The following is a 23,358-nucleotide window of genomic DNA, read 5'->3' as shown; positions in this document are numbered from 1 at the left end:
TTTATAAATTATTTATGTATCCGTGAAATTGTTTCTTTTGAAAGACTAATTATTTTATTGTAATTGCTTTCGAAGCATAGCTCTCTTGATGCTATTGATGAATTCAGCTTCATTCTTTGTATGTCATGTTGATTTAGACTATTAAGTCGTTCTGCAAGGTCAGCGGCATTAAATGTTGATGAAATAATGCCGACATCAAAATTTCTGACAACCTTTTCCATTTCAGGAGATGGTCCTATTGCTATACCCAATCGTGCTTGAATGAATTCAAATATCTTGTTAGGTAGTGCATACCTGTAATTGAAATTACTGGGGGGAAGCAAAAATATGCCTATATCATAATTGTTTATGCTTTTGACTATGGAATTCATATCGACAGGGGGTATAAAGCGAATTGAACTGTATTTTGATGCTTTTCTCTTAATTGATGCCAGATAGTTTTTGTTGTTAGGGACAAGCATAAAGTCCAATTGAAATCGAGTATCTAAATACTGAAACATATCTATCATCACTTCGAGGTTCCGTGAGGGAATAGCCGCTCCATGGTGAATGAGCCGTATCAGATTCTCTTGTGTGGGTGATGGTTCAATTTCTGTGTAATCTGGAACATTACGAATAACTTCTGGCGTTACACCATAATTTTTTTTATATTCATCAGCAATACCATCACAGACAGTCGTCATTGTTGCGCACCTTTGAAGGTATTCTGTGCAAAGATACTTTTTGTAACTTTGCTGAATAATTCTCCAGCTGAGTTTATCTTCAAATTCCCTCGGGTGGTATTCATGTGCGTCAAAATATACTGGTGAGGTTTTGGCTATCTTTAATGCTAATGGGAGACTGTCAATGTCATTTGCTAGTACCATGTCAAATACGAGATTCTGCATCTGCTGCTGTGCTGTGACGACTGGCCTTTGCTGCCAGTAAAAGGTTTCGTGCATTCTGCTTAGCAGGAGACAGACTTTCTTTCCTTTTTCCCAGACTGAAGTAGGGAAATTTTCCAGCTTAATGAAAGTAACATTCTCTATATTGCATGTGCCGAACCCAGCAAATGATACGCTGTACTCGCTTGCCAAGGCTGTTACTTGGCGACTGACTCTCGGATCTCTTGTAATGTCTGAGAATGAAATGACGAGTATTGATTTTCTACAACGTGAATTCATTGCACTTGTACCGAGAAGGTTTTTATCCATTCTCCAAAGTTAATCAGTCGCCATGGCAGGAAGGAGAATGGACGGGTACCATTGATCATCGACTCGAGAAGTTCCATGCTCTCTTGTGGTTTTAATATTCCGTCTGCAGTTACAATGGCATCCGCTAACTTTGTTCTAAACTTATCTGGTGCCAACTCACGCAACCAAACCTCCTCCGGCGTTACAAACCCCAGTTTGTCCATTCTGCTACGTATGGAGGAGGGCAATGTATTATGTAGTGCATCCCGTAAGATTCGCTTAGTAATACCAGCGGATAGTTTGAATTCATCGGGCAGTCCAATGACAAATTCTACCAGCCGATAATCCAGGAAAGGTACTCTTGATTCTATCGAATGCGCCATAGAATCTCTATCTTCCCAATGTAGAAGCATCTGCACATTGCTAGCCGTTAACTGTGCTATTGATAGTGCTGCTATAGTGGTCGAGCTAGAGGCGCCTGCTGTGGCCAGCGGGTTAAATGGTGAGGATCTCAGCCGTTCTTGATTCAACCATTCTGGTTTAGTGTGGTCACGGCCTACCTTTTGCTTGAGCCAGTTTTTTACAGGCTCGGGTAAAGTTGAACCTGCCAGATACTTGGCTGATTTGGCATAGCTATAGCCATGCCTTTGTTTAATGGCTTTCATTTCTGTAAACAAGTCCATAAAGCGGCCTTGTTTGTATAGTGATGCTAAGTGAGGGCCAAAAAAACTGTGATAACCAGCCAGTTGCTCATCACTTCCTTGCCCATCCAGCATGACAGTGACGTCATTTTCTTTGGCGCACTGGAACACACTCCACTGAGCAAAAATGCTTGTTGAGCCAAATGGTTCATCTTGATGCCAAGTGATTCTAGGCGATATTTCAAAAAGTTGTTCTAGTGAGGGGTATACATAGTGGCCCTGCACGCCTGTCTCTGAGACGACGATGTCGATCCATTTTCGCTCATCAAAACGGGCGACATCCGAACAAGCTGAAAAGGTTTTTTGCAAGGAGGCAGCGTTTTGATGATGAAGCAATTTATTCATCATGCATACAATCGCCGAAGAGTCCAAGCCGCCGGATAGGCACGAACCCACAGGTACGTCAGCCCTAAGTCTTAACGCGACTGCGTCTTCGAATAGGCTATTAAACTGTTCACACGCTGACTGGTAGTCGCCACTAAATGGCTTGGGGGTGAGGGTATACCATTGATGGGTTGTGATCTTTGATGAGGCAGGTAATGGGAGCGATTTTTTCGGGTCACAGTCTAGCAATGCGTAATGCCCTGGCGGTACTTGGTAGACCCCGGCAAACATGGTTTCGTCAGTATGGTCACTCATGCCAAATGCAAGAAAATCGTATGCACGCTGGTGATTGAGCCTCGCTTGCCATTCCGGGAGCACGGTAAACTGCTTTATCTCTGAGCCAAATGCAAACATTCCATGATTTGATATCCAATAATAGAGTGGCTTGACGCCAAAGCGATCTCTTGCCAAAAACATGGTTTGCAGATGTCGGTCATAAATGGCAAATGCAAACATGCCATTGAGTCTGCAAAGGCAGTCTTGCCCCCATTGTGTGTAGGCAGCCAGTATGACTTCGGTGTCTGAGTGCGAAACAAAAGCGTACCCTAGACCTGTCAGCTCATTGCGCAGTTCTAGGTGGTTGTAAACCTCTCCGTTGTATACGATCCAATAGCGAGTATTTGCATAGCTCATTGGTTGATGGCCTAGAGGTGATAAATCAACAATCGCAAGTCGTCGATGTCCCAGTGCTATGTTGGGCAGTATATTGCTGCTACTAATGTCGCTAGCAGGAAGGTAATCTATTGACGAATGGGAGGTCATATGGGGGGAGTCTTTCCCCCCAAAGATTAGCGCAGGTGCATCTCCTCCCTTTTCAAACAGCACGTATCCTTCATCATCAGGACCACGATGGCAGATACAGTCATTCATCTGCTGTACTAGTAAGGGGAGAAATGGTTCCGTAGTGGAAATAACGCCAGAAATACCGCACATATAATGTTATTACCTTATTTTGTCACCTGTGATCTCATATATTTTATCTTGTTTCCTTAAGATATCGTCATACAAGATTCGTAGTTGGCTTACGACCGCCTGCCGAGAAAAGCGCTGTTCGAAATCCTGACGTATGGCTTGCGGGCTATATTTTGACCAGTTGGCTGCTAGCGTCTGCATTGCCTGTGCAAGAGCTGGGACATCCCCAATATCGACAAGCAAGCCATTGCCTGCATTGACAATAGATTCTGGTCCACCGCAACGGGTGGCAATAACCGGCTTACCACATGCGATAGCCTCTGCGAATACCACACCAAAGGTCTCGTGGCGCGACGGCATGACGAATATGTGGCTGTTTCTGAACATTGCTGGCACTTGCTCCCGGCTAATAGTACCTAGCCAGTGCACTCGGTCAGCAAGTCCCAAAGCATGAGCTTTTGCTTCGTAAAGTGCCCGTAGAGGACCTTGACCCCCAATACGGAATTCAAACCTGTCAGCCGGTGGATTCCAAAGCGCAATGGCCTCTAGTAGGTGATCTATCCCTTTTTGTTCATTGATGCCACATAGTGTGAAGAATATCATTTTGCCGGGATCGGGGGGGGCCAAGGAAAATATTCGTTCGTCCACCATGTTGGGGATAATGTGCGGTTGTGGATAACCAAATGAAGCTACACGTTTGGCTAGAGATGGACTCACGGCAACAGTGGCGGCTGCTTGAGTAAATGCTTGTGTGACCTCTGGTAGCGGCTTCCCATCTTTCACCAAGTTCAAGAAGGGGAATGGACTCATGTGTTCGGTGAGAACATAAGGTACGTTGAATTCGGATGCCAATGCGGCAGCGATGCAACCTGCAGGGTAACTGACATGGGCGTGCATTAAATCAATGTGGCCAAATTTCTTTTTTGCAAGCAGGAAGTTTTGGCGGTTAACACTAATGAGCTGCGGTATACCACCAAATGGCAGTTGGCGGCTCCAGGTCAATTTTGCGTTATATATTTCATGAAGACCGTTGCGTTTGGTAATTTTGTTGCGGGGTTGACGAAGACGCCAGAGCACATTTTTTGGCCATAACCATGGACGCCGTGCAAGGAGATAGCCTTGATTGTGCCCCCACAAACTAACTATTACGCGAATGTCAGGTGACAGTTCAGCAATGGCTTCTGCCTGTTCCCTCGTGAAGATGCCCGGGAGCGGTTCTGTGGGGTAGGGGTACCAGGAGGGGATGATAAAGAGGTTCACTTTTCAAGTATCAAATATAAGTCAGTGAGAAAGAAGTGGCGAAGAAAGGTTTTGTTGATGATAACCTTAATGACATTTCTTATTGGCTGATTAGATGCTGCCCTCAAAAAAGAATCATAACCAATTTTATATCTTCGTACTTTGGCTTTTTTTGCCAGTGATTGCAAAGAAAAAAAATTTTGCTCATTTAAATGATATAATTTGTAATGTTCATTTGTGGTATCTGGCTGGTGTTTTGGTAATTTTTTTCCAAGCATTTTTGCTGCGAAGCGTATTGCAGGATATCCGCACTTTCTCTGTAGTGTGTTGGGGTGCGTAAAAATCAGAAGCTTTCCCCCCTCATTTAATAAGCTGACTGCTATTTTAATAAATAACTCTCCTTCAGTTTTGGATATGTGCTCAATGAACTCTGATGCCATGATCCTATCGAATTTCTTATTTCCTGAGTGAAAGCTATTAAATGAACCATGGAATAAAGAAATTTTCACCTTTAGGTGTTTTGCTTTCTCTTGAGCAAGTCTTATTGCATCAATTGAATAATCTACACCAACTGACTCCCCTCCATTGATTGCATGGTATATGCATATCTCTCCGCGTCCGCAGCCGTACTCAAGATATGTATGCTGAGATTTCAGGTCTAGTAATGCAATGTTTCTCTGGTATCTATAAAATAAGTTTTCGAATTTTCCGTTGAATGTATCAAATTCACTAAAGCCATCAACTTGCTTTAGAAAATATTCCTTATGATATAGTTTTATTGAATCAATCGATGTACTCATTGTATCGCCATTTATTGTTTATATTCTGATAGTTGCGTTAGTTTTTTCCAGGTGAAAGTTTGATACAAAATTATTGTAAAAATATCTAGTAAGTTCCACAAGATTATTGCGATTTCAAGGCTGTTGAAGATTTTCCCAATCCACAAACATGCTGGCCTATAAATTGCTGTTAGAATTCCAAAGAGAAGATTAAATCTTTGTAGGCCAAAGATTATGTAGGTTCCTGATGTGGGTGAGGATATAAACATTGCTAGTACCATAGGTGCCATGAGTGAAGCAAGGTTTCCAGATTTTTGCCAATTTCCACCAAGAACAATGGAAAATATTGATTCACCATATAGGAAAATAGTTAGAAGTGGTAAAAAACCTAATGCCATTAATAGCAACCATGTCTTTCTAATTATTTTTTTCGCTGCGGCAGGGTCATGTTTAACGATAGAGAGTCGCTGCATGAATACTTGGCCGACAGCACTGCCTACCAAAACTATTGGTAGCATTAGTAAGCGCCAAGCCATATTGAACTGCCCTGCCATGTTTTCACCAAACCATGCCGAAATCAATATCACAGGCATTTGCAGGGTAACTACGTCGAGTAAGGCGGCTGGGAGCAGATATTTGGGTGCATTCTGGTGCGTGTAGGCTACAGCGAATAACCGCTGCTGTTTCCAGGTTTTTAATTCAGACCTTACCATCCAAAGAGCTGCGAGTGCTATGCAAAAGCATACAATGGTTTGTGCCAATACTAATCCATATTCGTGGTTTGGCAGGTAACCAAATAATAATCCTACCCCCGCAATGCCTACGCTTTGCACTACACGCAACTTGGAAATTTGGGTGTATTTTCTTTGGCGATTGAGTAGGCCTTGCACTGTGATGGTTACCGCTGTGGCGCCAGCCACTACAAAAGAGAATGGTAGCCAGCCCTTTAGGGGCGTTAAATGCAATGCTTCTTGCAAAGTAATGGGCAGAAAAAGGCTGAGTAAACATAAAAGAGTGGCACTTCCTGATGCAAGTGTCAGGCAGAGTAAGACAAGATTGGCCGCTTCAATGTCTTCTTTAGGGATAAGGACAGCCGTTTCATAACGTAATGTGATGAGTGTTGCACTGACACCAACTACTGCCAAGAATACGGCCAGTACGCCAAAGTCACTGGGAGTGTAAAGCCGTGAAAGCAGCGGTGTGGCAATAATGGTTATGCCTTGAGCAATTGCTGTTCCAAAGATAAGAATCATCACATCGCGAACAGTTTCACTTGTGCTGAATGCTGCTTTGATTTTGCGTAGTGATAATTTCATTAAGTAGATTTATTAAAAATTGAATACCTGGTTAATTTACTAACTTAGTTTCCAGGCTATGCTGTTGATCCCATCAAAAAGGCCTTGGGGGCATGCCAGGATGTTTCCCTAAAGTTTTTTCATGTCAGCAGGCCCTTTATCAGGGTTTTGTAAGTAACTTTGGTAAAATCTGACAACGAAGGCAAATCAGCATAACCCGGGCAATCTGACGATGGTCATCATCACTTAGATGAGATGAGTAATGTCATCGGTTGCGTTATAAAGTGTACTACCAAACTCTGATAGAGTTTCAGCTTATCACATACCTTTTCAACCAGTCCGCCGCATCCTCTTCTGACCTGAACACAAATGCCGGGTAGGGTGGGGCTTCGAAGGTGAGATAGAGGTCTAGCAGTTTCTGAATGTACCAGCTTTGGGTGACAAAGGCGATGGCGGTGGTAATAGAGCAGATGTCCGGGCTTTGGGCCGCCTGGCGGCCTTCGCTGGTGGACATGGGCCGGCCGGTGGCGAGAAAGATGACGGGCACGGGATGCTGGACGATGCGAATATGCTTCTGGCGCACGGTTTCGATCATCTTGGCGTCGATGCAGGGGGAGTCGCCATAATCAACGCGCAAGATGCCGTCCTCACCTAGCCAGACCTCTGGCTCTGTGTAGGTGCTGCGGGGTGTTTCCTGCCGGCTGAAGAGGCCTTTCATGTGGCTGCTTCAGGCCTGCAGGGCCGGGGTGTCAAGAATGCTGCGGTTTGGTTTTGCCATGCTGATCGCCTGTCTTGGTGTTGATCAGGGGGTATCCGGCGTGCTGCAAATGCATCACTTATTTATACAGCATGGATGAGGGTTGCGGAGTTTGCAAGGCGGGATTTAGCATAATTTAATGATTAGGGCTGATCACTCTGTTTTCTCGAATGCGAACTGGGCTAACTCAAAAAGGTCAGGCGCTGCGTTGCAAAGCCTTGCCGGGGGCATATCCCGATGGCGTTTCGCACCTTGCGCATGACCTTTTTGTTCTGCAACGCATCTCGAGAAAATAGGGTGAACAAGCGCTGGTGAAACGTTGCGAAATAGTGGGTACGCATCAGGTGTACGGGTAAGTTGCTGGTTATGAGCAATTGGCGCGCAGTTAAATCAATTTTGCGGTGTATGTGAGTGTTGTGTGCTGACCTCAGCCCGCCTCCCCTTGACGGGGGGAGGCATCAGCGGACGCCGAATTTTTGTTGTAGCTGGCGGTAGAGGGCCATCAGGCGCTGGTATTTGCCGTTGGTCGGGTCTTGGGTGCGGATGTGATTGAGGTAATCATGCGCCAGTGCCATGTAGTTGTCGTGCCAGCCATTCTTGGCAACATAGGCTAGCAGGGCATTGGTGGCGTTGATCATCACGGTGAGGTTGTTGGGACGCTCTGAAAGAACCGAGAGGAAGTGCTGTACCGCACCTTCCAGGTCGCCGCTCTGGGCCATGCGCACGGCGGCGTTGTTCATTTCTACCACGTCTTGCGCATTGGCTTCGATCAGGCGCTGTCCTTCGGACTGACGGTTGGCGGCGCGGAACATGTGCTCTACGTGCCGCATCAGTTGCGGTTTGTCGTCGTGGTTCTTGACGACTTGCTGGACGATCTTGTCGCCTTGTTCTGGCAAATGGGCGGCATAGCATGCCCCGGCCAGCTCCACGGCAACGGCTTCCGGGGCTTTGTCTGCCAGGTTCTGGTATTGCTCCAGGGCGTGCTGAATCTGTTTTTCTGCCCGGGCAAAATCATGTTTCTTGATGGCAATCTGGCATTCCATGGTGCTGGCCAGCAAGTCTGCCTCCGGGGTGGCAAACGCCCGCTTGACCTGCGATAGGGTTTTCTCTGCCGATGCGTCATCGCCTTGGGCAAGCTGTGCCTGGCTCAGGTGCGCGTAATCCAGCGGGTCGTGATGAAACGAATATTTGCCGTATTCGATACTGGATTCGTAGGCTTTGGCAACACGCTCCCAGTCTTCGTTCACTTTTGCGATATCGCCCAGGCGCCGCAGGCGGCCAATGATGGCGGGGGAGAGGTTGACGGCTTTTTGCAGCATGGCCTGGGCACCCAGTGTGTCTTGCCGTGCTTCCATGCAGTTGGCCAGCCAGTCGTACGCTTCCATGGCGTATTGGTTTTCCGAAATGATGCTTTCGAACACCCGCTGGGCTTTCTGGTAGTCATTCTGTTTGTACAGCGACTTGCCCAAGCCCATTTGTGCCCACGGAATGGGGCGGATTCTCAGTACCTCTTCGTAAGTCTTGCGTGCTTCCAGCGCATCCCCGGTCAGCAGGCAAAGGCGCCCCTTCAGTTTCATGAAGTCAATCATGTAGGGGTCGTTGTCATCGATACGGCGATTGCACTCCGTCAACGCGGACAGGTAGTCGTGCTTGAGTACGGCGTCGTCCACTACCCGGAAGGCCTGCTTCTTGTAAAAGGCTTTTTCCAGCCGCTGGCGCAGGGTTTCGCCGGTAAACGGCTTTAACAGGTAATCATCTGGGGCCTGCTCTACAGCAGACAGGACGTTTTGCGCACGCGCTTCGGCCGTCACAATCATGAAAACGGCGGACTGCTTAAGCAGGTTACGGGTTTTGATTTCTTCTAGCAGATAGAGGCCGTCAAACGGGTGACCCAGCGACAGGTCGGACAGGATAACGTCAAACTCGGTACGCTGAATGCGCGAAATGGCATCGGTCAGGCGCGAGGCAAACTCTACCTTGTTGGCACCAAAACTGGCCAAGGTCATGGAAAGTGCGTTGCGCATCTCCGGCACGCTATCGATGATCAGATAGGTTGCGGTGGTGAAGTCGGGCTCGCCGCCCCTGCGCGAAAAGTAATCGGATGTCTGAATGGCCATGGTAGTGACAGAATAATCTACCGGCGCGGTTTTGTGTAGGGAGGATGCGGGTTTTCCGTGACTGGAAGCGGCTTTCAGGGGGGATAACCCCGAAAAAAACCTTGAAAATTTGTTAAGTGACCCGCGCGACGTTTACGGATAGCCGGTCTCGGCGAGCGTTTGTCCGCAAACAGAAGCGGTAGGTGCGCTCGACGCGACCGGTCATGCGCTGGAACAGATTAACGGTCTTTCAGGCTGGCCGCCGGGGTCAGGTCCGGATGGGGCGCCTTGCTGAAGCGGTCCAGGAACAGGTAGATCACCGGGGTGATATACAGGGTAATCAGCTGCGAGAAGATCAGGCCACCGACCACGGCAATGCCGAGTGGCTGGCGCAGTTCTGCCCCGGCACCCCAGCCAAAAGCAAGCGGCAGGGCCCCCATCATGGCGGCCAGTGTCGTCATGATGATGGGACGGAACCGCAGCTGGCAGGCTTCCCGAATGGCGTCGATGGCGGTCAGGGACCGTTCCCTGCGGGCTTCAATGGCGAAGTCGATCATCATGATGGCGTTTTTCTTCACGATGCCGATCAGCATCAGCAAACCGATATCTGCAATGATGGTGAGTTCCAGGTTGAATAATTGCAGAGACAGCAAGGCCCCAATGGCGGCAGACGGCAGCCCGGACAGAATGGTGAGCGGATGCAGGTAGCTTTCGTACAGAATACCCAGCAGCACATAAATGACGGCCAGTGCCGAGACAATCAGGATCAGCTGACTGGTCTGGTTCTGCTGGAAGGCGGCGGCATCGCCACCATAGGCGGTGAGGATGTCGGCAGGCATGCCGATGCTGCGCTGGGCGGCTTGCAGTTTTTGCGTGGCGTCACCCAGTGTGACACCAGGAGCCAGATCAAAACTGAGCGTGATGGCTTGCAGCTGGCCCTGATGGTTGACGCTGCTCGGGCCGGCCTGACGGGTAAGCGTGGCCAGGCGGTCCAGCGTGATCAGACTGCCATCCTTGCTGCGGACCGGGATGTGACCGATGGCAGTTTCATCCTGGCGGGCGGCGGCGGGCAGATCCATCACCACGGCGTAATCGCCACTGCTGGTGTAAATGCTGGCGGCCTGACGCTGGCCGTAGGCACTGTAAAGGGCGGTGCGGATGTCGCTGAGCGATACGCCCAGCAGGTTGGCGCGTTCACGGTCGATATTGACCTTGACCACGGCGCTGCTAAGCGAGGTATCGCTGTTGACGTCGCGGAAGTCCGGATCGGTACGCAGTTGCTGTTGTAGTTTCTCCGACCACAGGTTCAGTGTAGAACCTGACACGCTTTGCAGGACGTACTGGTAGCGGCTTTTGCTGGACTTGCCGCCCAGACGCAGGTTCTGGCTGGCAGACAGGAACACGCTGGCACCCGGCACCCGGCCGGTGGCTTTGCGCAGGCGTTCCATCACGGCGTCCATCGGGTCCCGTGCAGATTTGGGTTTGAGGGTGATGAACATGCGACCGCTGGTACCCGATACCGAGGAGGTGACGCTATCAACGGCCGGGTCTTTGCGGATGGTGTTGGCAATGCGTTGCTGCAAAGTACTGGCGGTATCAAAGCCGGTGCTGTCGCCGTAGTCGATATTGCCCATGATCTGGCTCAGGTCTTCGTTGGGGAAGAAACCTTTGGGGGTGATGATAAACAGCCAGGCGCTGATGCCAAAGCTGGCCAATGCCATCAGGCCTACCCAGCGGCGATGATGCAGGGCCACGTCCAGTGATCTGGCGTAGGCATGGGCAACCACTTTGAAGCCGCGGTCAAACTGGCGGATCAGCCAGGTGTCTTGCCCGCTGTGCGCATGTTCGCCCAGCAGGCGGCTGGCCATCAGCGGGATGAGGGTGAGCGAGACAAGGGCGGAGACCAGAATGGCCAGTGCCACGACCACGGCAAATTCGTGCAGCATCAGGCCAACTACACCGGGCATGAAGAAGATCGGGATGAACACCGCCACCAGCGACAGCGAGATGCTGATGATGGTAAAGCCCATTTCACGGCTGCCCTTGAGCGCAGCGGGTAAGGCTTTCTCGCCGTTTTCCATATGCCGGACAATGTTTTCCAGGACCACGATGGCGTCATCGACCACCAGACCCACGGCCAGCGTCAGCCCCAGTAGCGAGACGTTATCCAGGCTGTAGCCCAGCACGTACATCAGCCCCAGCGTGCCGATCAGCGAGATGGGCAGGGTGACGGTAGGAATGAGAGTGGCGATGGCGCGGCGCAGGAACAGGAACATCACCATCACCACCAGGGCGACGGTCAGTAGCAGGGTGAACTGCACGTCGTGCATGGCATCGCGGATGGACTGCGCACGGTCGTTCAGTAGCTGGATTTTGACCGAAGCCGGCAGCTGGTTGGTAAGCCGGGGCAATGCGGCGCGGATGGCGTCTACGGTCGCGACCGTGTTGGCATTGGGCTGGCGTTGTACCGCCAGCACGATGGCCCGCTCCTTGCCGACCCAGCTGGCGGCCTTGAGGTTCTCGATGCTGTCTTCGACCGTGGCGACATCTGCCAGCCGGACCGGGTTGCCATCACGGATGGCGACAATCAGCGGGGCAAAGTCCACGGCTTTTTGCAGCTGGGCGTTGGCCTCCAGCGTCAGGGTCTGCTTTTTGCCATCGATGCTGCCCAGCGCCGAGTTGGCGTTGGCGGTCTTGAGCGCCTGGGCCAGTTCGTCCATGGTCAGGTTGCGGGCGGCCAGTTTTTCCGGGTTGACGGTGACGCGTACGGCGTATTTTTTCTGGCCGAAGATTTGCACCTGCGCCACCCCGTTCAGGGTGGACAGCGTTGGGGAGATGACGTTTTCGGCAAAGTCGTTCAGCTGCGACAGGCCCAGCGAGGGCGAGCTGATGCCCAGAATCAGGATGGGCGCATCGGCCGGATTCACCTTGCGGTAGGACGGCAGGCTGGTCATCTCGTCCGGCAGCGACCGCTGCGCCCGCAGCAATGCGGCTTGCACATCGACGGCCGCGGCATCGATGTCACGGTCGGGCGAGAACTCCAGGGTAATGGAAGTGCTGCCCAGCGTGTTGGTGGAGCTGATGGTATCGACCCCGGGCAGCGTCGAGAATTGCTTTTCCAGTTGTCTGGCCACGGCGGTGGCCATGGTGTCCGGACTGGCACCGGGTAGCGAGGCAGAGACGTTGATGACCGGCGTGTTATACGATGGCAGCGCCGAAATCGGCAGTTTGTCGTAAGCCAGAATCCCGGCAAAGATGAGCGACAGACTAAGCAGAACCGTTGTTACCGGGCGGTGAATACAAAACGCGGACAGGTTCATGCGGCCGCTCCGCGTGATGCAGCCGCTTCACCGGCCTTGCCGGTTTTGGCTTTGCCCGCTTCGCGAATGGTTGAACCGGGGCGGAGGTTACTGCCGCCGTCTTTGACGATGGTGATGCCGGGCTGGATGCCTGATAACGCCGCCATGCCGTCCTTGATCTGCACAATGCGCACCGGCTGCGGCTTGGCTTTTTTGTCTTTGGTGACCAGATAGACAAACGTGCCATCCGGCCCGGTTTGTACGGCTTCGACGGGGACCGTCGGGGTTTTGCGTAGCGTTTGCAGGACCAGCGATACATTGACCTGTGCGCCTGGCCAGAGTGTATTGCTGGCATTAGCAAACGTGGCTTTGGCTTTGAGGCTGCCAGCCGTGCTGTCGACGTTGCTGTCGATAAAGCTCAGTTGGCCCTTGAGCGGTTGTGAGGCCACGCTGGCCGTTACTTGCAGGGCTTTGCCGGCTTGTCTGGCCTGCTGGTCGGCCGCAATCAGCTCGTTCAGCCGGGTTTCCGGTACGTTAAAGGCGATGGTGATCGGATCCAGCTGGGTCAGGGTGGTGAGCGGGCTGGTGCTGCCGGGCTGGATCAGGCTGCCTGGGTGCAGGTTGATCTGGCCGATGCGACCACTGGCCGGTGCGGTGATGCGGTAATAACTCTGGTTTACAGCGGACTGGGCCAGTGCGGCCTTGTCGGCATTGACTGAAGCCAGGGCGGAATCCACATTGCTCTGGCTGGTATCCACTGCACTTTGGGAAACAAATTTCTGACTGGCCAGCTCTTTTTGCCGGTTCAGGTTACGCTTGGCGTCTGCCAGCAGGGCCTGGTCTTTGGCGACCTGCGCTGCCAGTTTCTGGTAGTTGGCGTTTTCTGCGCGGTCATCCAGGGTAAACAACAGGTCACCCGCTTTGACCATACTGCCTTCTTTCACGTGGACTTTGGCGATGATGCTGGAGATCTGGGGGCGGATGTCGATCTGGTTGACTGGCGTCACGGTGCCGGACAGGGAGAGGACAACGGGAAAGTCCGCCGCCTTGACCACCGTGGTGCTGACTACCACCGGACGATCCTTGGCCGATTTGCCGGCTTTGTCTGCGCTACCTGCCGTTTTGCCGTGCTGGCTAAACCAAATAGCCCCTGCACCCAGTACGATGAACAATCCGGTTAGGCCGGCTTTTGTTTTGCCCTGCATGTCGACACCCTGCAATTCTGTGAGACGAAGCCTTTACTTTACCGAGAATTTAATTCAAAGGTATGTCTAGAATGTAAAATATCGCATTCTGCAGGCCGTGGCGCTGTGATGACCCGCCTGTTAACCCTGATGCTTGTGCAGAGGTGCATTATCGATACCCGCTGGCTGGAAGATTTTTTGAGTGTGGCTGATTGCGGCAACTTTACCCGTGCGGCCCAGTTGCGGCACCTGACGCAGCCGGCGCTGTCTAGGCGTATACGGGCGCTGGAAAGCTGGCTGGGGGTGGATCTGGTGGATCGCTCTACCTACCCGACCCGGCTGACGCGGGCGGGGGAGCAGTTCCGCGACCAGGCCATCACCATGCTGGAGCAGCTCAACGACGCGCGCAGCCATGTGCGCAACCAGCTGCAAACGCATGAGGGGATTACCGTTGCCTTGCCGCATACCCTGTCGCTGAGCTTCTTTCCCAAGTGGTTCTCGCGCATTCGCGAACTGCAACCGGGGGTGTCTGCCCGGTTGGTGGCGGGGAACGTGCACGATGCGGTGCTGCATTTTGTCGAGAACAACAGCGACTTGCTGATGTGTTATCACCATTCTTTACAGCCGGTAGCGCTCGACAAGGAGCGCTATAGCGGCTTGCGGCTGGGGGTGGAGTGGATTCGGCCTTACAGCCGTTGCGACAAGCAGCGGACGCCGCTATTTGCCTTGCCGGGAACCATGGACTCCCCTTTGCCGTTTCTGGGCTATGCGCCGGGCGCTTATCTGCGGCGGATGGTGGACATGCTGATCGAGCACGCGCCGGAACGCTGTTTTCTGGAACAGACCTTTGAAACCGATATGTCCGAAGCCTTGAAGAACATGGCGCTGGAAGGGCATGGCATTGCTTTTTTGCCGGAAAGCTCGGTGCAGCGCGAGGTCCGGCATGGGCAGCTGACGGTGGCGGGCAACGAAGCCTGGCAAGCCAGCATGGAGATTCACCTGTACCGGGAAACCCGCCGGCAGCAGCCGACGGTGGATGCGCTGTGGCAGCAGCTGGAAAAACACTATCCGGCGGTGTGATCGCGGAATATGTGAAGCTTAGTGCGGCGGGGTAGAGAACTGTTCCCGCCAGGCCTGGAAGGTCTTGCCGGTATACTTCTGATAAATGGCGTCTATCCGGCCGGATTTGAGCATTTTCGCCAGCGTATGATCCAGTTTTGCCGCCAGCGCTTTGTGGCGCTTGGCCAGAATGGTGAACTGCGGCTCAATGGCAATGGCTGGCATCAGTACTTTGAGCGGCAAATGCTGTTGGCGGATGGTATCAAACAGCCAGACAGAATCGTCGAAAGCCACGTCTATTCGTTTCTTGATCAGCCGGTCGATAGAGGTATCAATCACATCGGCGTAATCCGGGTTTTGTCCCTTGAGGACATTCATGGTGTCAGGATAGGCATAATCCGTGACCAGACCGATGTTGTCCCGCTTGAACATGTCGATTCCCGTATAACTGACGTGCGGGCTGTCTTGCCGGACGACGGCGGCCAGCACCCAGGATTCGGTACTCACATGCAAGGGGGCCAAATCCGCATCTTCACCACCGGAGGAAAACAGCTTCATGTCCATGCCGCCTTCCCGCACCAGTTTGCGGCAGGCCCCATAAGCCCGGTACGTGAAGCGAATGTCGTAACCATTGGCCCGGGCGGCCTCTGTCATGATGTCTGCCGTGATGCCATGGGTTTGCTGTTGCTCATCCGTATAGATATACGGTGGCCACATGTCGTAACAGGCTTGCAGGGTAGCCCCTGAGGCCAGACGCATGAACAGCAGGCTGGCCAGCGGCAACAGGGCAAGTCTGATCAGGGTGAGCCACGGTTTCATGCACATGCCTTTGCAAAATGATGAGCAGTCCGCAGTCATTCTAGACGAACTGCCTAAAACATGCGCACTAAATTTCACTGGTTTTGATGAAGACCTGCGACGCAGAAATCGATGGGGGCTGCGGCGGTTGTTTGATATACTTGACTAAAATTGTCGGGATTAAACAGCCGTGTCCATGTCTACCTTGCAGCAACTGAATCCACTGAACCGCTTTGCCCGGCAGTTGCCGGACTGGCATCGTCCGCAACGGGCAGAGCCGTTACCGGCACCGTATCTGGTGCACGTGAGTGCACTGGCCGCCGGGTTGCTGGGGCTGACGGAGGACGCGTGCCGTAGCGAGGCCATGCTGGCGATGGCCAGCGGCAATGTGTTTCCGGACTGGTGCGAGCCGGTGGCCACGGTGTATTCCGGACACCAGTTTGGCGTGTGTGTACCGCAGCTGGGGGATGGCCGCGCCTTGTTATTGGGCGAAGTCGAAGGGACCAACGGCTTGTCCTGGGAAGTCCAGTTGAAAGGCGCGGGGCGGACACCGTTTTCGCGTCATGCGGATGGCCGTGCCGTATTGCGGTCTAGCATCCGCGAATATCTGTGCAGTGAAGCCATGTTCGGGCTGGGGGTACCCACCACCCGGGCGTTGGCGATTATTGGCAGCCCATTGCCGGTGTACCGCGAAACGGTAGAAACGGCGTCGGTGGTGATTCGTCTGGCGCCGCGGTTTGTGCGCTTCGGGCATTTCGAGTTCGCGTTTTTGCAAGGCAATACCGAGCAGGCGCGGCAACTGGCTGACTTTGTGATTGCGCATGATCTGCCGGAGTGCCAGCAGGCGCCGAACCCGTACCTGGCAATGCTGGACACGGTGATGCACCGTACTGCCAACCTGATGGCTGACTGGCAGGCCGTGGGGTTTTGTCACGGGGTGATGAATACCGACAACATGTCGATTCTCGGCCTGACCATCGACTACGGCCCGTTCGGGTTTCTGGATGCCTACGACCCTGAGCATATCTGTAACCATACCGATACCTATGGTCGCTATGCCTACCGGCAGCAGCCCGCGGTGGGGTACTGGAACCTGCGGGTGCTGGCCAGCGTGCTGCTGCCGCTGATCAACGACAAAGACGCCGCGATCGAACTGCTGGAACAGTATCCGGCCATTTATCAGCAAGCGTTTGAAACCCGGATGCAGGCCAAGCTGGGTTGGTCTGAATGGCAAGCAGAGGACGAAGCACTGCTGCGGGACACCCTGCAATTGCTGGCTGACCAGAAGGTGGATTACACCCGCTTCTGGCGGGCCTTGTCACATTTCTCGATCACGGATGCGGCGACCGCATCAGCGGTACTGGACGAATGCCGTGACCGGGACGCTGCCAGTGCCTGGCTGGATAAATACCGGGCACGGCTGGTGCAGGAGGGGTCGGTGGATGCCGTGCGTCAGCAACGCATGCTGGGCACGAATCCCAAGTTCGTGCTACGCAACCATCTGGCAGAAGAAGCCATTCGCGCTGCCCGCGACCAGCAAGACTTCAGTCTGATCGACCAGTTGATGACCGTGCTGGCCAACCCGTTTGACGAGCACCCGGCATTTGCCCGTTTTGCCGACCTGCCGCCGGACTGGGCCGGCGAGCTGGAAGTCAGCTGTTCCAGTTGACGAGGGGATCAGGCCAGCAGCATCGGCCCGTAGTATTTGTGGAAGAAATACACGGTGATAGAGGCGCCCAGTACCAGCATGGTATGGCGCAGCAACACCGGGTTGAGTCGCTGGGCCATCTGGGCACCGGCAAAACCACCAGCCAGTGACCCGGCAATCATGATCCAGGCCTGCGGCCAGTACACCTGGCCAGACAGGACAAAGGTCAGGACGGCCGCGCCACTGACGGTGACCCCCAACATACACTTCAAGGCATTGATGAACTGCGCATCCTTGATGCCAAAACTGTTATACAGTGCCATCAGCACCATGCCGCCCCCGCTGGGGAAGTAGCCCGCATAGCAAGAGGCAAACAACTGCAGGATGGTCCGTTTTTCCGTGCATAGTGCTTCGGTCGCCGAAGCGTGCGGGTTGCTTGCAGGCTGTGCCTGCTTGCGCTTGGCCAGGCGAGGGCCAAAGGCAAAAAACAGGAAGGCGATCAGGATGAAGACCGGCGTCGCCAGGGTAAAAAAGGCTTTCGGGGTGTGCATCACCAGCAGGGCGCCGGTAGCGCCGCCGATCATGCTGATGACGGCAATCAGCAGCATGCCTTTGCGGTGTTTCAGCAATACCTTGCGGTATCCCCAGGCACTGCTCATCATCCCCGGCCAGGTGGCCACGGCATTGGTGGCGTTGGCCGCCATCGACGGTACGTTGAAAAACAGCAGTGCGGGAAAGCTGATGAAACTGCCGCCACCGGCCACGGCGTTGATCACGCCTGCGAGGAGGGCAGCGATAAACAGGGCAGAAATTTCGAGGGTGGTCATGGCGGCGCTTTGCAAAATAGGGTGGATTCGATAAGCACTATTTTGCGGTTTTTTGCCCGCCACGCGATTGCAAAATTGCGCGTTATAAAAACATATTGGCAATAATACGTAATGAATAAATGTATTTATTTGTATATAATTGCCGTATGTAAAACACGGGAGCAATTTGCATGCAACTGGACGTCATCGACAAGCGCATTTTGCGCACCCTGCAGGCTGAAGGCAACCTGCCCAATAACGTGTTGGCAGAACGGGTCGGCTTGACCCCGGCACCCTGCCTGCGCCGGGTACAGCGTTTGCGGCAAGAAGGCATTATCGACCGTTATCTGGTGGCGCTGGACAACAAGGCCATCGGCTATAGCGTGTCTGCCTACGCCGAGATCACGCTTAACCATCATATTCCGGCACTGGCCGAGAAGTTCATCGAGGTGGTCAAGACCAAGCCGGAAGTGCTGGCCTGCCATGTGGTGGCGGGGGACTTTGATTTTCTGCTGCGGCTGGTTGCCAAGGACATGCAGGATTACCAGCGCATCATCTGGGATCTGCACGCCATCGAGGGGATCCGTCAGATGCGTTCCATCATCGTGATGAACACCCTCAAGGACGAGATCAACCCGTCACTATAAGTGTCATGATCTGTGCATCAGGTCAGGCGGTAGGTAAGGTCCGGCTGACGGTCTTCCAGTGCGGCCTGCCCTGCCTGTTCGCGCAGCGTGGATTCGATCAGCTGGCTCAGGAAGTCCAGCGGCAAATCGCTGGCGGCCATGCCGAACGGGTCTTCCAGCTCTTCGGCAATCGCTTCCAGCGCCAGGAAGGTGTAGGCCACAAACACGCTGATCACCGGGGTCATGAAGCCAATCGAGCTGACCAGTCCGTATGGCAGTAAGGCACAATAAATGTACACGGTACGGTGCATTAGCACGCTGTAGGTAAACGGGATCGGGGTATTGGCAATGCGTTCGCATCCGCCCAGTGAATCCGCCAGGCCGGAGAGGCTTTCGTCCAGCGCCAGTGCGCTCATGCCATCCAGGTGCCCGGCTTTACGCTGGGCTGCCATCCACTCGCCCATGATCTGCAAGATGGTTGACGGCTTGAACCTGGCCGCAGTCACGCGTGCCTGATGGACGGCAGGCACCAATCGCTGGATATCCGTAGTGGCATCGGTTTTGCGCAACTGGTGCTTGAGCATGTAGAAGAAAGCCATCAAGAGCTCGATCATCTCTTGCTGGGCGGCTTCCGGTGCGTCGGTCATGGTTTGTACTTGCCGTACCAGGCTGCGGCCACGGTTGAGGATGCCGCCCCACAGTTTGCGGCTTTCCCAGAAGCGGTCGTAACAGGCGTTGTTGCGGAAAGACACAAAGATGGCCAGCGCCACCCCCAGCAAACTGAACGGCACGATATTGAGCGGGATCGGCTTGATCAGAAAGTAATTGTCTTGCACGATGGCCAGCACGGCGATGCCAAAAAACAGCAGCAGGCGAGGCCAGATGGTGGAAATGACAGACCCGTGCCAGACAAACAGAAGTTGAATCCAGCTGAGCTTGGGGCGGACGATCATGACAGACAGCCTGAGAGAGAAACACAAAGGCCGGATTGTGCTACTGAAAAAGCCCTCAGGTCTATAGTATGGGCCGATAAATCTGGCAGATTATCCGTCAAAGCCAAAAAAAGCAGGGCATGGTCTCCTCATGCCCTGCCAACTACCCACAACTCAGCACAGTGCGGGGAGAGACGCGGTTAGCGGGCTTTCCAGCCCACTTCGGTCAGGGCTTCCAGCAATTGCGTTGCAGACAATCCTTCTGCCTTGTGCCCCCGATGGCCGGTGACGCTATGGGCGGCCAGCAACACATTCACGATGGCTTCTTCCACCGCTTCGGCTGCGGCCTGCAATAGCGGTGACAGATGATCGTTATTGACCATCTGTAGCGGGGTGGTGAAGTCGCCCTTACGGCCGTAGTCCGCCACCGGCAAACCGGTATTACCAGTGGAAAACGCCAGAAAGATGTCGCCGCTGGAGTCTTCTGTCCCACCCCCTGTGCGGGCGATACCGATGGAAGCCCGTTGCGCCAGCCGGGTGCACTGGTGCGGCAGCAATGGTGCATTGGTGGCAATGGTGACCACAATCGAGCCCATACCCGGGTGCGGCAGGGCATCGGTGGCAAACGGAGAGGGTATTTTCTCTGTATTCAGGTAACGACCCACCGGGTAGCCTTCTACCATCAGCGAGTTGCGCATGCCATGGTTCGCTTGCACGATGGCGCCTACAGTCCAGCCGCCACTCTCTGCCGGCAATACGCGCGATGCCGTACCGATGCCCCCCTTGAACTCGTGGCAGATCATGCCGGTACCGCCGCCCACGCAGCCCTCGGTCACCGCGCCCCCTTTGGTGTCTGCGACGGCAGCCTGAACATGCTCTGGCTTCACGTGGAAGCCGTTGATGTCATTGAGCAGCCCGTCAAAGGTTTCCATCACCACCGGCATGGTCCAGTACACCGCATCGGTCTCGGGTAGTGCCGCCCGTTCGATGGCAATCAGGGTATCACGCACCACGCCCACGCTATGGGTGTTGGTAAAGGCGATGGGCGTGGTAAGCAAGCCGGATTCGCGAATCCATTCCAGACCGGTGGCATCGCCATTGCCGTTCAGGACATGCACCCCCGCAAAACAGGGGGACAGTCTGGCAGGCCCCTCGCGCGGCTCGATGATGGTCACGCCGCTACGGATGGCGTTGCCGTTCGGCAAATCCGCGTTCAGGGTGTGATGGCCGACGCGTATGCCCGGTACATCGGTAATGGCATTGAGCGCCCCCGGGGTGCCCAGTCCAATACGGATGCCCAGATCTCTGGCTCGACGTTGCATAGTGTTCTCCACGTAATAATATCTTCAGGTATTTCAGGTTGATGCGGTGGCCGGCTTGCGGGCACGGTGGGTGGTAAAGGACATCAGCAGCCCGGCGACGATGATGCCGGTCACAATCACCAGATCTCTGGTGGAGCTGCCTTGCAGAATGGTCCACAGCGTATAGCCGCTGCCGGCGAGTACCAGCAAGGAAGGGACCGGCCACAGAGGCATCAGGTACGGGTGGTGGGTTTCCGAGTGGCGGCTAAAGAGGCTGGCAATGGCCATGCTGATATAGGCCAGTAGCAAGATGATGACGGTAAAGGAGGTCAGCTCGCCCAGGTTGGAATTAAAGGTCAGCAAGGCGGATGGCGCTGCAAACAGCAGCGTGGCAACCCATGGGGTACCAAAGCGAGGGTGTAACTGGACCAGGGCCTTGTTCAGCCGGGCGGTCCACATGCCATCACGGCCGCTGGCAAACAGGAAGCGGGCGTTTTGTACCACGATGGCAATGATGGCGTTAAACACCGACAGGAAAATCCCGGCGCTGATCACGCGGGCCAACCCCGGGCTACCCAGCTGGGTGATGACGTAGCTGATCGGATCAGCCGATTTGGCAAGTGTCTCCAGAGACGGTGCGCCCAGCAGCAAGGCTGTCATTGGCAGCAGTTCCATCAGGATCACGATGACCAGCGTCAGCAGAATGGCAATTGCCAGCGGCTTGCCGGTTTTGTGCATGTCTTCGGCCAGATAGATGGCGGCCCCATAGCCGTTATAAGAAAACAGCGCCGTACCCACCATGGCAATGATGACCCCGAATGGCACACCGGTCAGCACGCCTTTGGCATCCGGCATCTGCGGGTGCAGCAGGATGCTGGTCGCTTGGTGTTGCTGGCTGAAACCGAGCCAGCCGATGATCGCCAGTACCAGTAATTCCAGCCCCAGAAAGGCACCGGTCAGCAAGGCGTTGGTCTTGATGTCCAGCACACCGATGGCGTAACTCAGCACCACAATCACCAGTGCCACGCTGGCACTGTCAAAATGCGTGCCAAGCGCCGAGTTCAGGTAGGTTGCCGCCCCGGTGGCCAGTACGGCCGGGATGAACAGCAGCATGCAGAGCACAAACAGGTACATTTGCAGGCCGGCAGTGCGACCAAACAAGCGCTGGATAATGGTGTACTCGCCGCCGGCACTCGGGTGTGCGGCGCCCAGTTCTGCATAGCACAGGGCCAGCGCGGCGGCCAGAATCCCGGCAAAGACAAACGACAAAAATGACCCGCTGCCAGCGCTTTGAATGGCAAACGGGGCAATCACGAAAATGCTGCTGGCCGGGGTCACGCCGGACACGGTGATCATCACCACGTCCATGATCCCGAGCGAGCCTTTGAGTTGGCCCACCGTTTGGTTTTGCGACATTGTTCTCTCTCCTGAAAAATGTATCGGTGCAAAAGGACTCTGGCCAGAGTTGCGGAACTTAGTGTAAGTTAAAAAAACCGTTTGCCTAATCACCGTGATGGGGTGACCCATATGGGGGAGTCGTGGAAGCCTTACTGAAGGAAATGCAGCTGCACCAGGCGCTGGGAAGTGTGTTTGACCAGCTGGGTACCCATCGTTTCTGGCGGGCGCTGGTGCTGGCGCTACGCCAGCTGGCGCCGCTGGATAACGCGCTGGCAGTGCGCATGTGGAAAGCCGCGCCCCCGGTGGCGCTGGAAGAATGTACCTTTGCCGGCCCGTTGCAGCACGATTCACCTGTCCCGCATTACTGCCGGGGCATGTACCTGTTAGACCCGTTTTACCAAACCGTGCGTGAAGGTGCCGAGCGCGGTTTTTACGTGCTGGAGCAGATTGCGCCAGACCTGTTCCGCAGCAGCGAATACTATCAAAGCTACTTCAGTCTGGAAGTCGGACAGGACGAAGTGCAGTTCATCCTGCCGATTGGCGAAGACAGCGCCCTATCCCTGTCGCTGGGCGCCCTGCAGCCGTTTGATGCCCTGGCACTGGGGCGGCTACAGACGGTCAGTTGCTGGGTACTGTCGGCCATGAAACGTCACTGGCAAATCAGCCAGGATCAGCCATCCCCGACGGACACCGGCGGGCTGGAAGACCAGATCGGTCGCACGCTGGAGCAGTTCGGCGGCGGCAAATTGTCCGAACGCGAAGCCGAAATCGCCCGTCTCACCTTGCGCGGTTACTCCAGCAAAGCAGTGGCGCAACAGCTCAGCATATCCCCCGAAACGGTGAAGACCCACAAGCGCAAGCTGTATACCAAACTGGGGATTGCCAGCCATACCGACCTGTTCAGCTGCTTTATTGCAGAGCTGATGGATGAGCAGAAGTCGCATTGACCTGGCGACGGATGTGATTGCCATG

At 54.1% G+C, this 23,358-nt stretch carries 18 protein-coding genes; 4 read left to right on the top strand and 14 right to left on the bottom strand.

The window, feature by feature from the left end; all coding sequences use genetic code 11:
- Nucleotides 1–8: 8 nt before the first annotated feature.
- From F552_RS19660 to F552_RS0116305, 9 genes are all read right to left on the bottom strand, one after another.
- Nucleotides 9–1,076 carry a glycosyltransferase family protein gene (locus F552_RS19660; protein WP_169333611.1) on the bottom strand — a complete coding sequence of 356 codons (1,068 nt, stop codon included), beginning with the start codon at nt 1,074–1,076 and terminating at the stop codon, nt 9–11.
- An 83-nt stretch (nt 1,077–1,159) separates the two neighbouring features.
- Nucleotides 1,160–3,190, bottom strand: a complete 2,031-nt coding sequence (gene asnB / locus F552_RS0116345; RefSeq protein ID WP_026182824.1) for an asparagine synthase (glutamine-hydrolyzing) — start codon at nt 3,188–3,190, stop codon at nt 1,160–1,162.
- A 9-nt stretch (nt 3,191–3,199) separates the two neighbouring features.
- Nucleotides 3,200–4,429 carry a glycosyltransferase gene (locus F552_RS0116340; protein WP_018152843.1) on the bottom strand — a complete coding sequence of 410 codons (1,230 nt, stop codon included), beginning with the start codon at nt 4,427–4,429 and terminating at the stop codon, nt 3,200–3,202.
- Nucleotides 4,426–5,208 carry a class I SAM-dependent methyltransferase gene (locus tag F552_RS0116335; RefSeq protein ID WP_018152842.1) on the bottom strand — a complete coding sequence of 261 codons (783 nt, stop codon included), beginning with the start codon at nt 5,206–5,208 and terminating at the stop codon, nt 4,426–4,428. Before F552_RS0116335 ends, F552_RS0116340 begins: the two co-directional genes overlap by 4 nt.
- 11 nt (nt 5,209–5,219) lie before the next feature.
- Nucleotides 5,220–6,503: a lipopolysaccharide biosynthesis protein gene (locus F552_RS20195; RefSeq protein ID WP_018152841.1), complete on the bottom strand. Its 1,284-nt coding sequence runs from the start codon at nt 6,501–6,503 to the stop codon at nt 5,220–5,222.
- Nucleotides 6,504–6,792: 289 nt separating this feature from the next.
- A complete protein-coding gene (locus F552_RS0116325) occupies nt 6,793–7,200 on the bottom strand; it encodes a DUF7793 family protein (protein ID WP_018152840.1) in 408 nt (135 codons plus the stop codon).
- A 497-nt stretch (nt 7,201–7,697) separates the two neighbouring features.
- Nucleotides 7,698–9,356, bottom strand: coding sequence for a response regulator (locus F552_RS19650; protein WP_018152838.1), 1,659 nt, complete (start codon nt 9,354–9,356; stop codon nt 7,698–7,700).
- Nucleotides 9,357–9,574: 218 nt separating this feature from the next.
- Complete coding sequence (locus tag F552_RS0116310; RefSeq protein ID WP_018152837.1) at nt 9,575–12,655, bottom strand: efflux RND transporter permease subunit; 3,081 nt, start codon at nt 12,653–12,655, stop codon at nt 9,575–9,577.
- Nucleotides 12,652–13,839, bottom strand: coding sequence for an efflux RND transporter periplasmic adaptor subunit (locus F552_RS0116305; protein ID WP_018152836.1), 1,188 nt, complete (start codon nt 13,837–13,839; stop codon nt 12,652–12,654). Before F552_RS0116305 ends, F552_RS0116310 begins: the two co-directional genes overlap by 4 nt.
- Before the next feature lie 108 nt (nt 13,840–13,947).
- Between F552_RS0116305 and F552_RS0116300 the strand changes: the two genes are divergently transcribed.
- The gene (locus F552_RS0116300; RefSeq protein WP_018152835.1) at nt 13,948–14,898 is read left to right on the top strand and encodes a LysR substrate-binding domain-containing protein; all 951 of its coding nucleotides are present in this window, start codon (nt 13,948–13,950) and stop codon (nt 14,896–14,898) included.
- An 18-nt stretch (nt 14,899–14,916) separates the two neighbouring features.
- On the opposite strand, the gene F552_RS0116295 is transcribed toward F552_RS0116300, so the two are convergent.
- Nucleotides 14,917–15,696, bottom strand: a complete 780-nt coding sequence (locus F552_RS0116295; protein ID WP_018152834.1) for a substrate-binding periplasmic protein — start codon at nt 15,694–15,696, stop codon at nt 14,917–14,919.
- A 175-nt stretch (nt 15,697–15,871) separates the two neighbouring features.
- Here F552_RS0116295 and F552_RS0116290 point away from each other — a divergent pair, with 175 nt between their 5' ends.
- A complete protein-coding gene (locus tag F552_RS0116290; protein ID WP_018152833.1) occupies nt 15,872–17,344 on the top strand; it encodes a protein adenylyltransferase SelO in 1,473 nt (490 codons plus the stop codon).
- Between the two features lie 8 nt (nt 17,345–17,352).
- Here the strand turns inward: F552_RS0116290 and F552_RS0116285 are convergent, their stop codons facing one another.
- Nucleotides 17,353–18,150, bottom strand: coding sequence for a sulfite exporter TauE/SafE family protein (locus F552_RS0116285; RefSeq protein WP_018152832.1), 798 nt, complete (start codon nt 18,148–18,150; stop codon nt 17,353–17,355).
- Nucleotides 18,151–18,320: 170 nt separating this feature from the next.
- Between F552_RS0116285 and F552_RS0116280 the strand changes: the two genes are divergently transcribed.
- Nucleotides 18,321–18,776, top strand: a complete 456-nt coding sequence (locus F552_RS0116280) for an Lrp/AsnC family transcriptional regulator (protein WP_018152831.1) — start codon at nt 18,321–18,323, stop codon at nt 18,774–18,776.
- Nucleotides 18,777–18,793: 17 nt separating this feature from the next.
- Here F552_RS0116280 and F552_RS0116275 read toward each other — a convergent pair whose 3' ends face one another.
- From F552_RS0116275 to F552_RS0116265, 3 genes are all read right to left on the bottom strand, one after another.
- The gene (locus tag F552_RS0116275; protein ID WP_018152830.1) at nt 18,794–19,708 is read right to left on the bottom strand and encodes a bestrophin family protein; all 915 of its coding nucleotides are present in this window, start codon (nt 19,706–19,708) and stop codon (nt 18,794–18,796) included.
- Between the two features lie 179 nt (nt 19,709–19,887).
- Nucleotides 19,888–21,009: a DmpA family aminopeptidase gene (locus F552_RS0116270; protein ID WP_018152829.1), complete on the bottom strand. Its 1,122-nt coding sequence runs from the start codon at nt 21,007–21,009 to the stop codon at nt 19,888–19,890.
- A gap of 33 nt (nt 21,010–21,042) precedes the next feature.
- Nucleotides 21,043–22,404, bottom strand: coding sequence for an APC family permease (locus tag F552_RS0116265; RefSeq protein WP_018152828.1), 1,362 nt, complete (start codon nt 22,402–22,404; stop codon nt 21,043–21,045).
- 122 nt (nt 22,405–22,526) lie between these two features.
- Here F552_RS0116265 and F552_RS0116260 point away from each other — a divergent pair, with 122 nt between their 5' ends.
- Nucleotides 22,527–23,333: a helix-turn-helix transcriptional regulator gene (locus tag F552_RS0116260; RefSeq protein WP_026182820.1), complete on the top strand. Its 807-nt coding sequence runs from the start codon at nt 22,527–22,529 to the stop codon at nt 23,331–23,333.
- The last annotated feature ends 25 nt before the right edge of the window (nt 23,334–23,358 follow it).

This window comes from Leeia oryzae DSM 17879 (genome assembly GCF_000376945.1).
Lineage (GTDB): Bacteria > Pseudomonadota > Gammaproteobacteria > Burkholderiales > Leeiaceae > Leeia > Leeia oryzae.
The sequence above is the reverse complement of the archived record's forward strand: the minus strand, read 5'-3'. Positions and strand labels throughout refer to the sequence as shown.

Excerpts from the sequence above, each read along its gene's own strand:
- asnB (WP_026182824.1), bottom strand. The coding sequence starts at position 3,190 with ATGTGCGGTATTTCTGGCGTTATTTCCACTACGGAACCATTTCTCCCC.
- F552_RS0116335 (WP_018152842.1), bottom strand. The coding sequence starts at position 5,208 with ATGAGTACATCGATTGATTCAATAAAACTATATCATAAGGAATATTTT.
- F552_RS0116305 (WP_018152836.1), bottom strand. The coding sequence starts at position 13,839 with ATGCAGGGCAAAACAAAAGCCGGCCTAACCGGATTGTTCATCGTACTG.
- F552_RS0116265 (WP_018152828.1), bottom strand. The coding sequence starts at position 22,404 with ATGTCGCAAAACCAAACGGTGGGCCAACTCAAAGGCTCGCTCGGGATC.
- F552_RS0116280 (WP_018152831.1), top strand. The coding sequence starts at position 18,321 with ATGCAACTGGACGTCATCGACAAGCGCATTTTGCGCACCCTGCAGGCT.
- F552_RS0116300 (WP_018152835.1), top strand. The coding sequence starts at position 13,948 with ATGACCCGCCTGTTAACCCTGATGCTTGTGCAGAGGTGCATTATCGAT.
- F552_RS0116295 (WP_018152834.1), bottom strand. The coding sequence starts at position 15,696 with ATGAAACCGTGGCTCACCCTGATCAGACTTGCCCTGTTGCCGCTGGCC.
- F552_RS0116325 (WP_018152840.1), bottom strand. The coding sequence starts at position 7,200 with ATGAAAGGCCTCTTCAGCCGGCAGGAAACACCCCGCAGCACCTACACA.
- F552_RS0116270 (WP_018152829.1), bottom strand. The coding sequence starts at position 21,009 with ATGCAACGTCGAGCCAGAGATCTGGGCATCCGTATTGGACTGGGCACC.
- F552_RS20195 (WP_018152841.1), bottom strand. The coding sequence starts at position 6,503 with ATGAAATTATCACTACGCAAAATCAAAGCAGCATTCAGCACAAGTGAA.
- F552_RS0116290 (WP_018152833.1), top strand. The coding sequence starts at position 15,872 with ATGTCTACCTTGCAGCAACTGAATCCACTGAACCGCTTTGCCCGGCAG.
- F552_RS19650 (WP_018152838.1), bottom strand. The coding sequence starts at position 9,356 with ATGGCCATTCAGACATCCGATTACTTTTCGCGCAGGGGCGGCGAGCCC.
- F552_RS0116275 (WP_018152830.1), bottom strand. The coding sequence starts at position 19,708 with ATGATCGTCCGCCCCAAGCTCAGCTGGATTCAACTTCTGTTTGTCTGG.
- F552_RS0116285 (WP_018152832.1), bottom strand. The coding sequence starts at position 18,150 with ATGACCACCCTCGAAATTTCTGCCCTGTTTATCGCTGCCCTCCTCGCA.
- F552_RS0116310 (WP_018152837.1), bottom strand. The coding sequence starts at position 12,655 with ATGAACCTGTCCGCGTTTTGTATTCACCGCCCGGTAACAACGGTTCTG.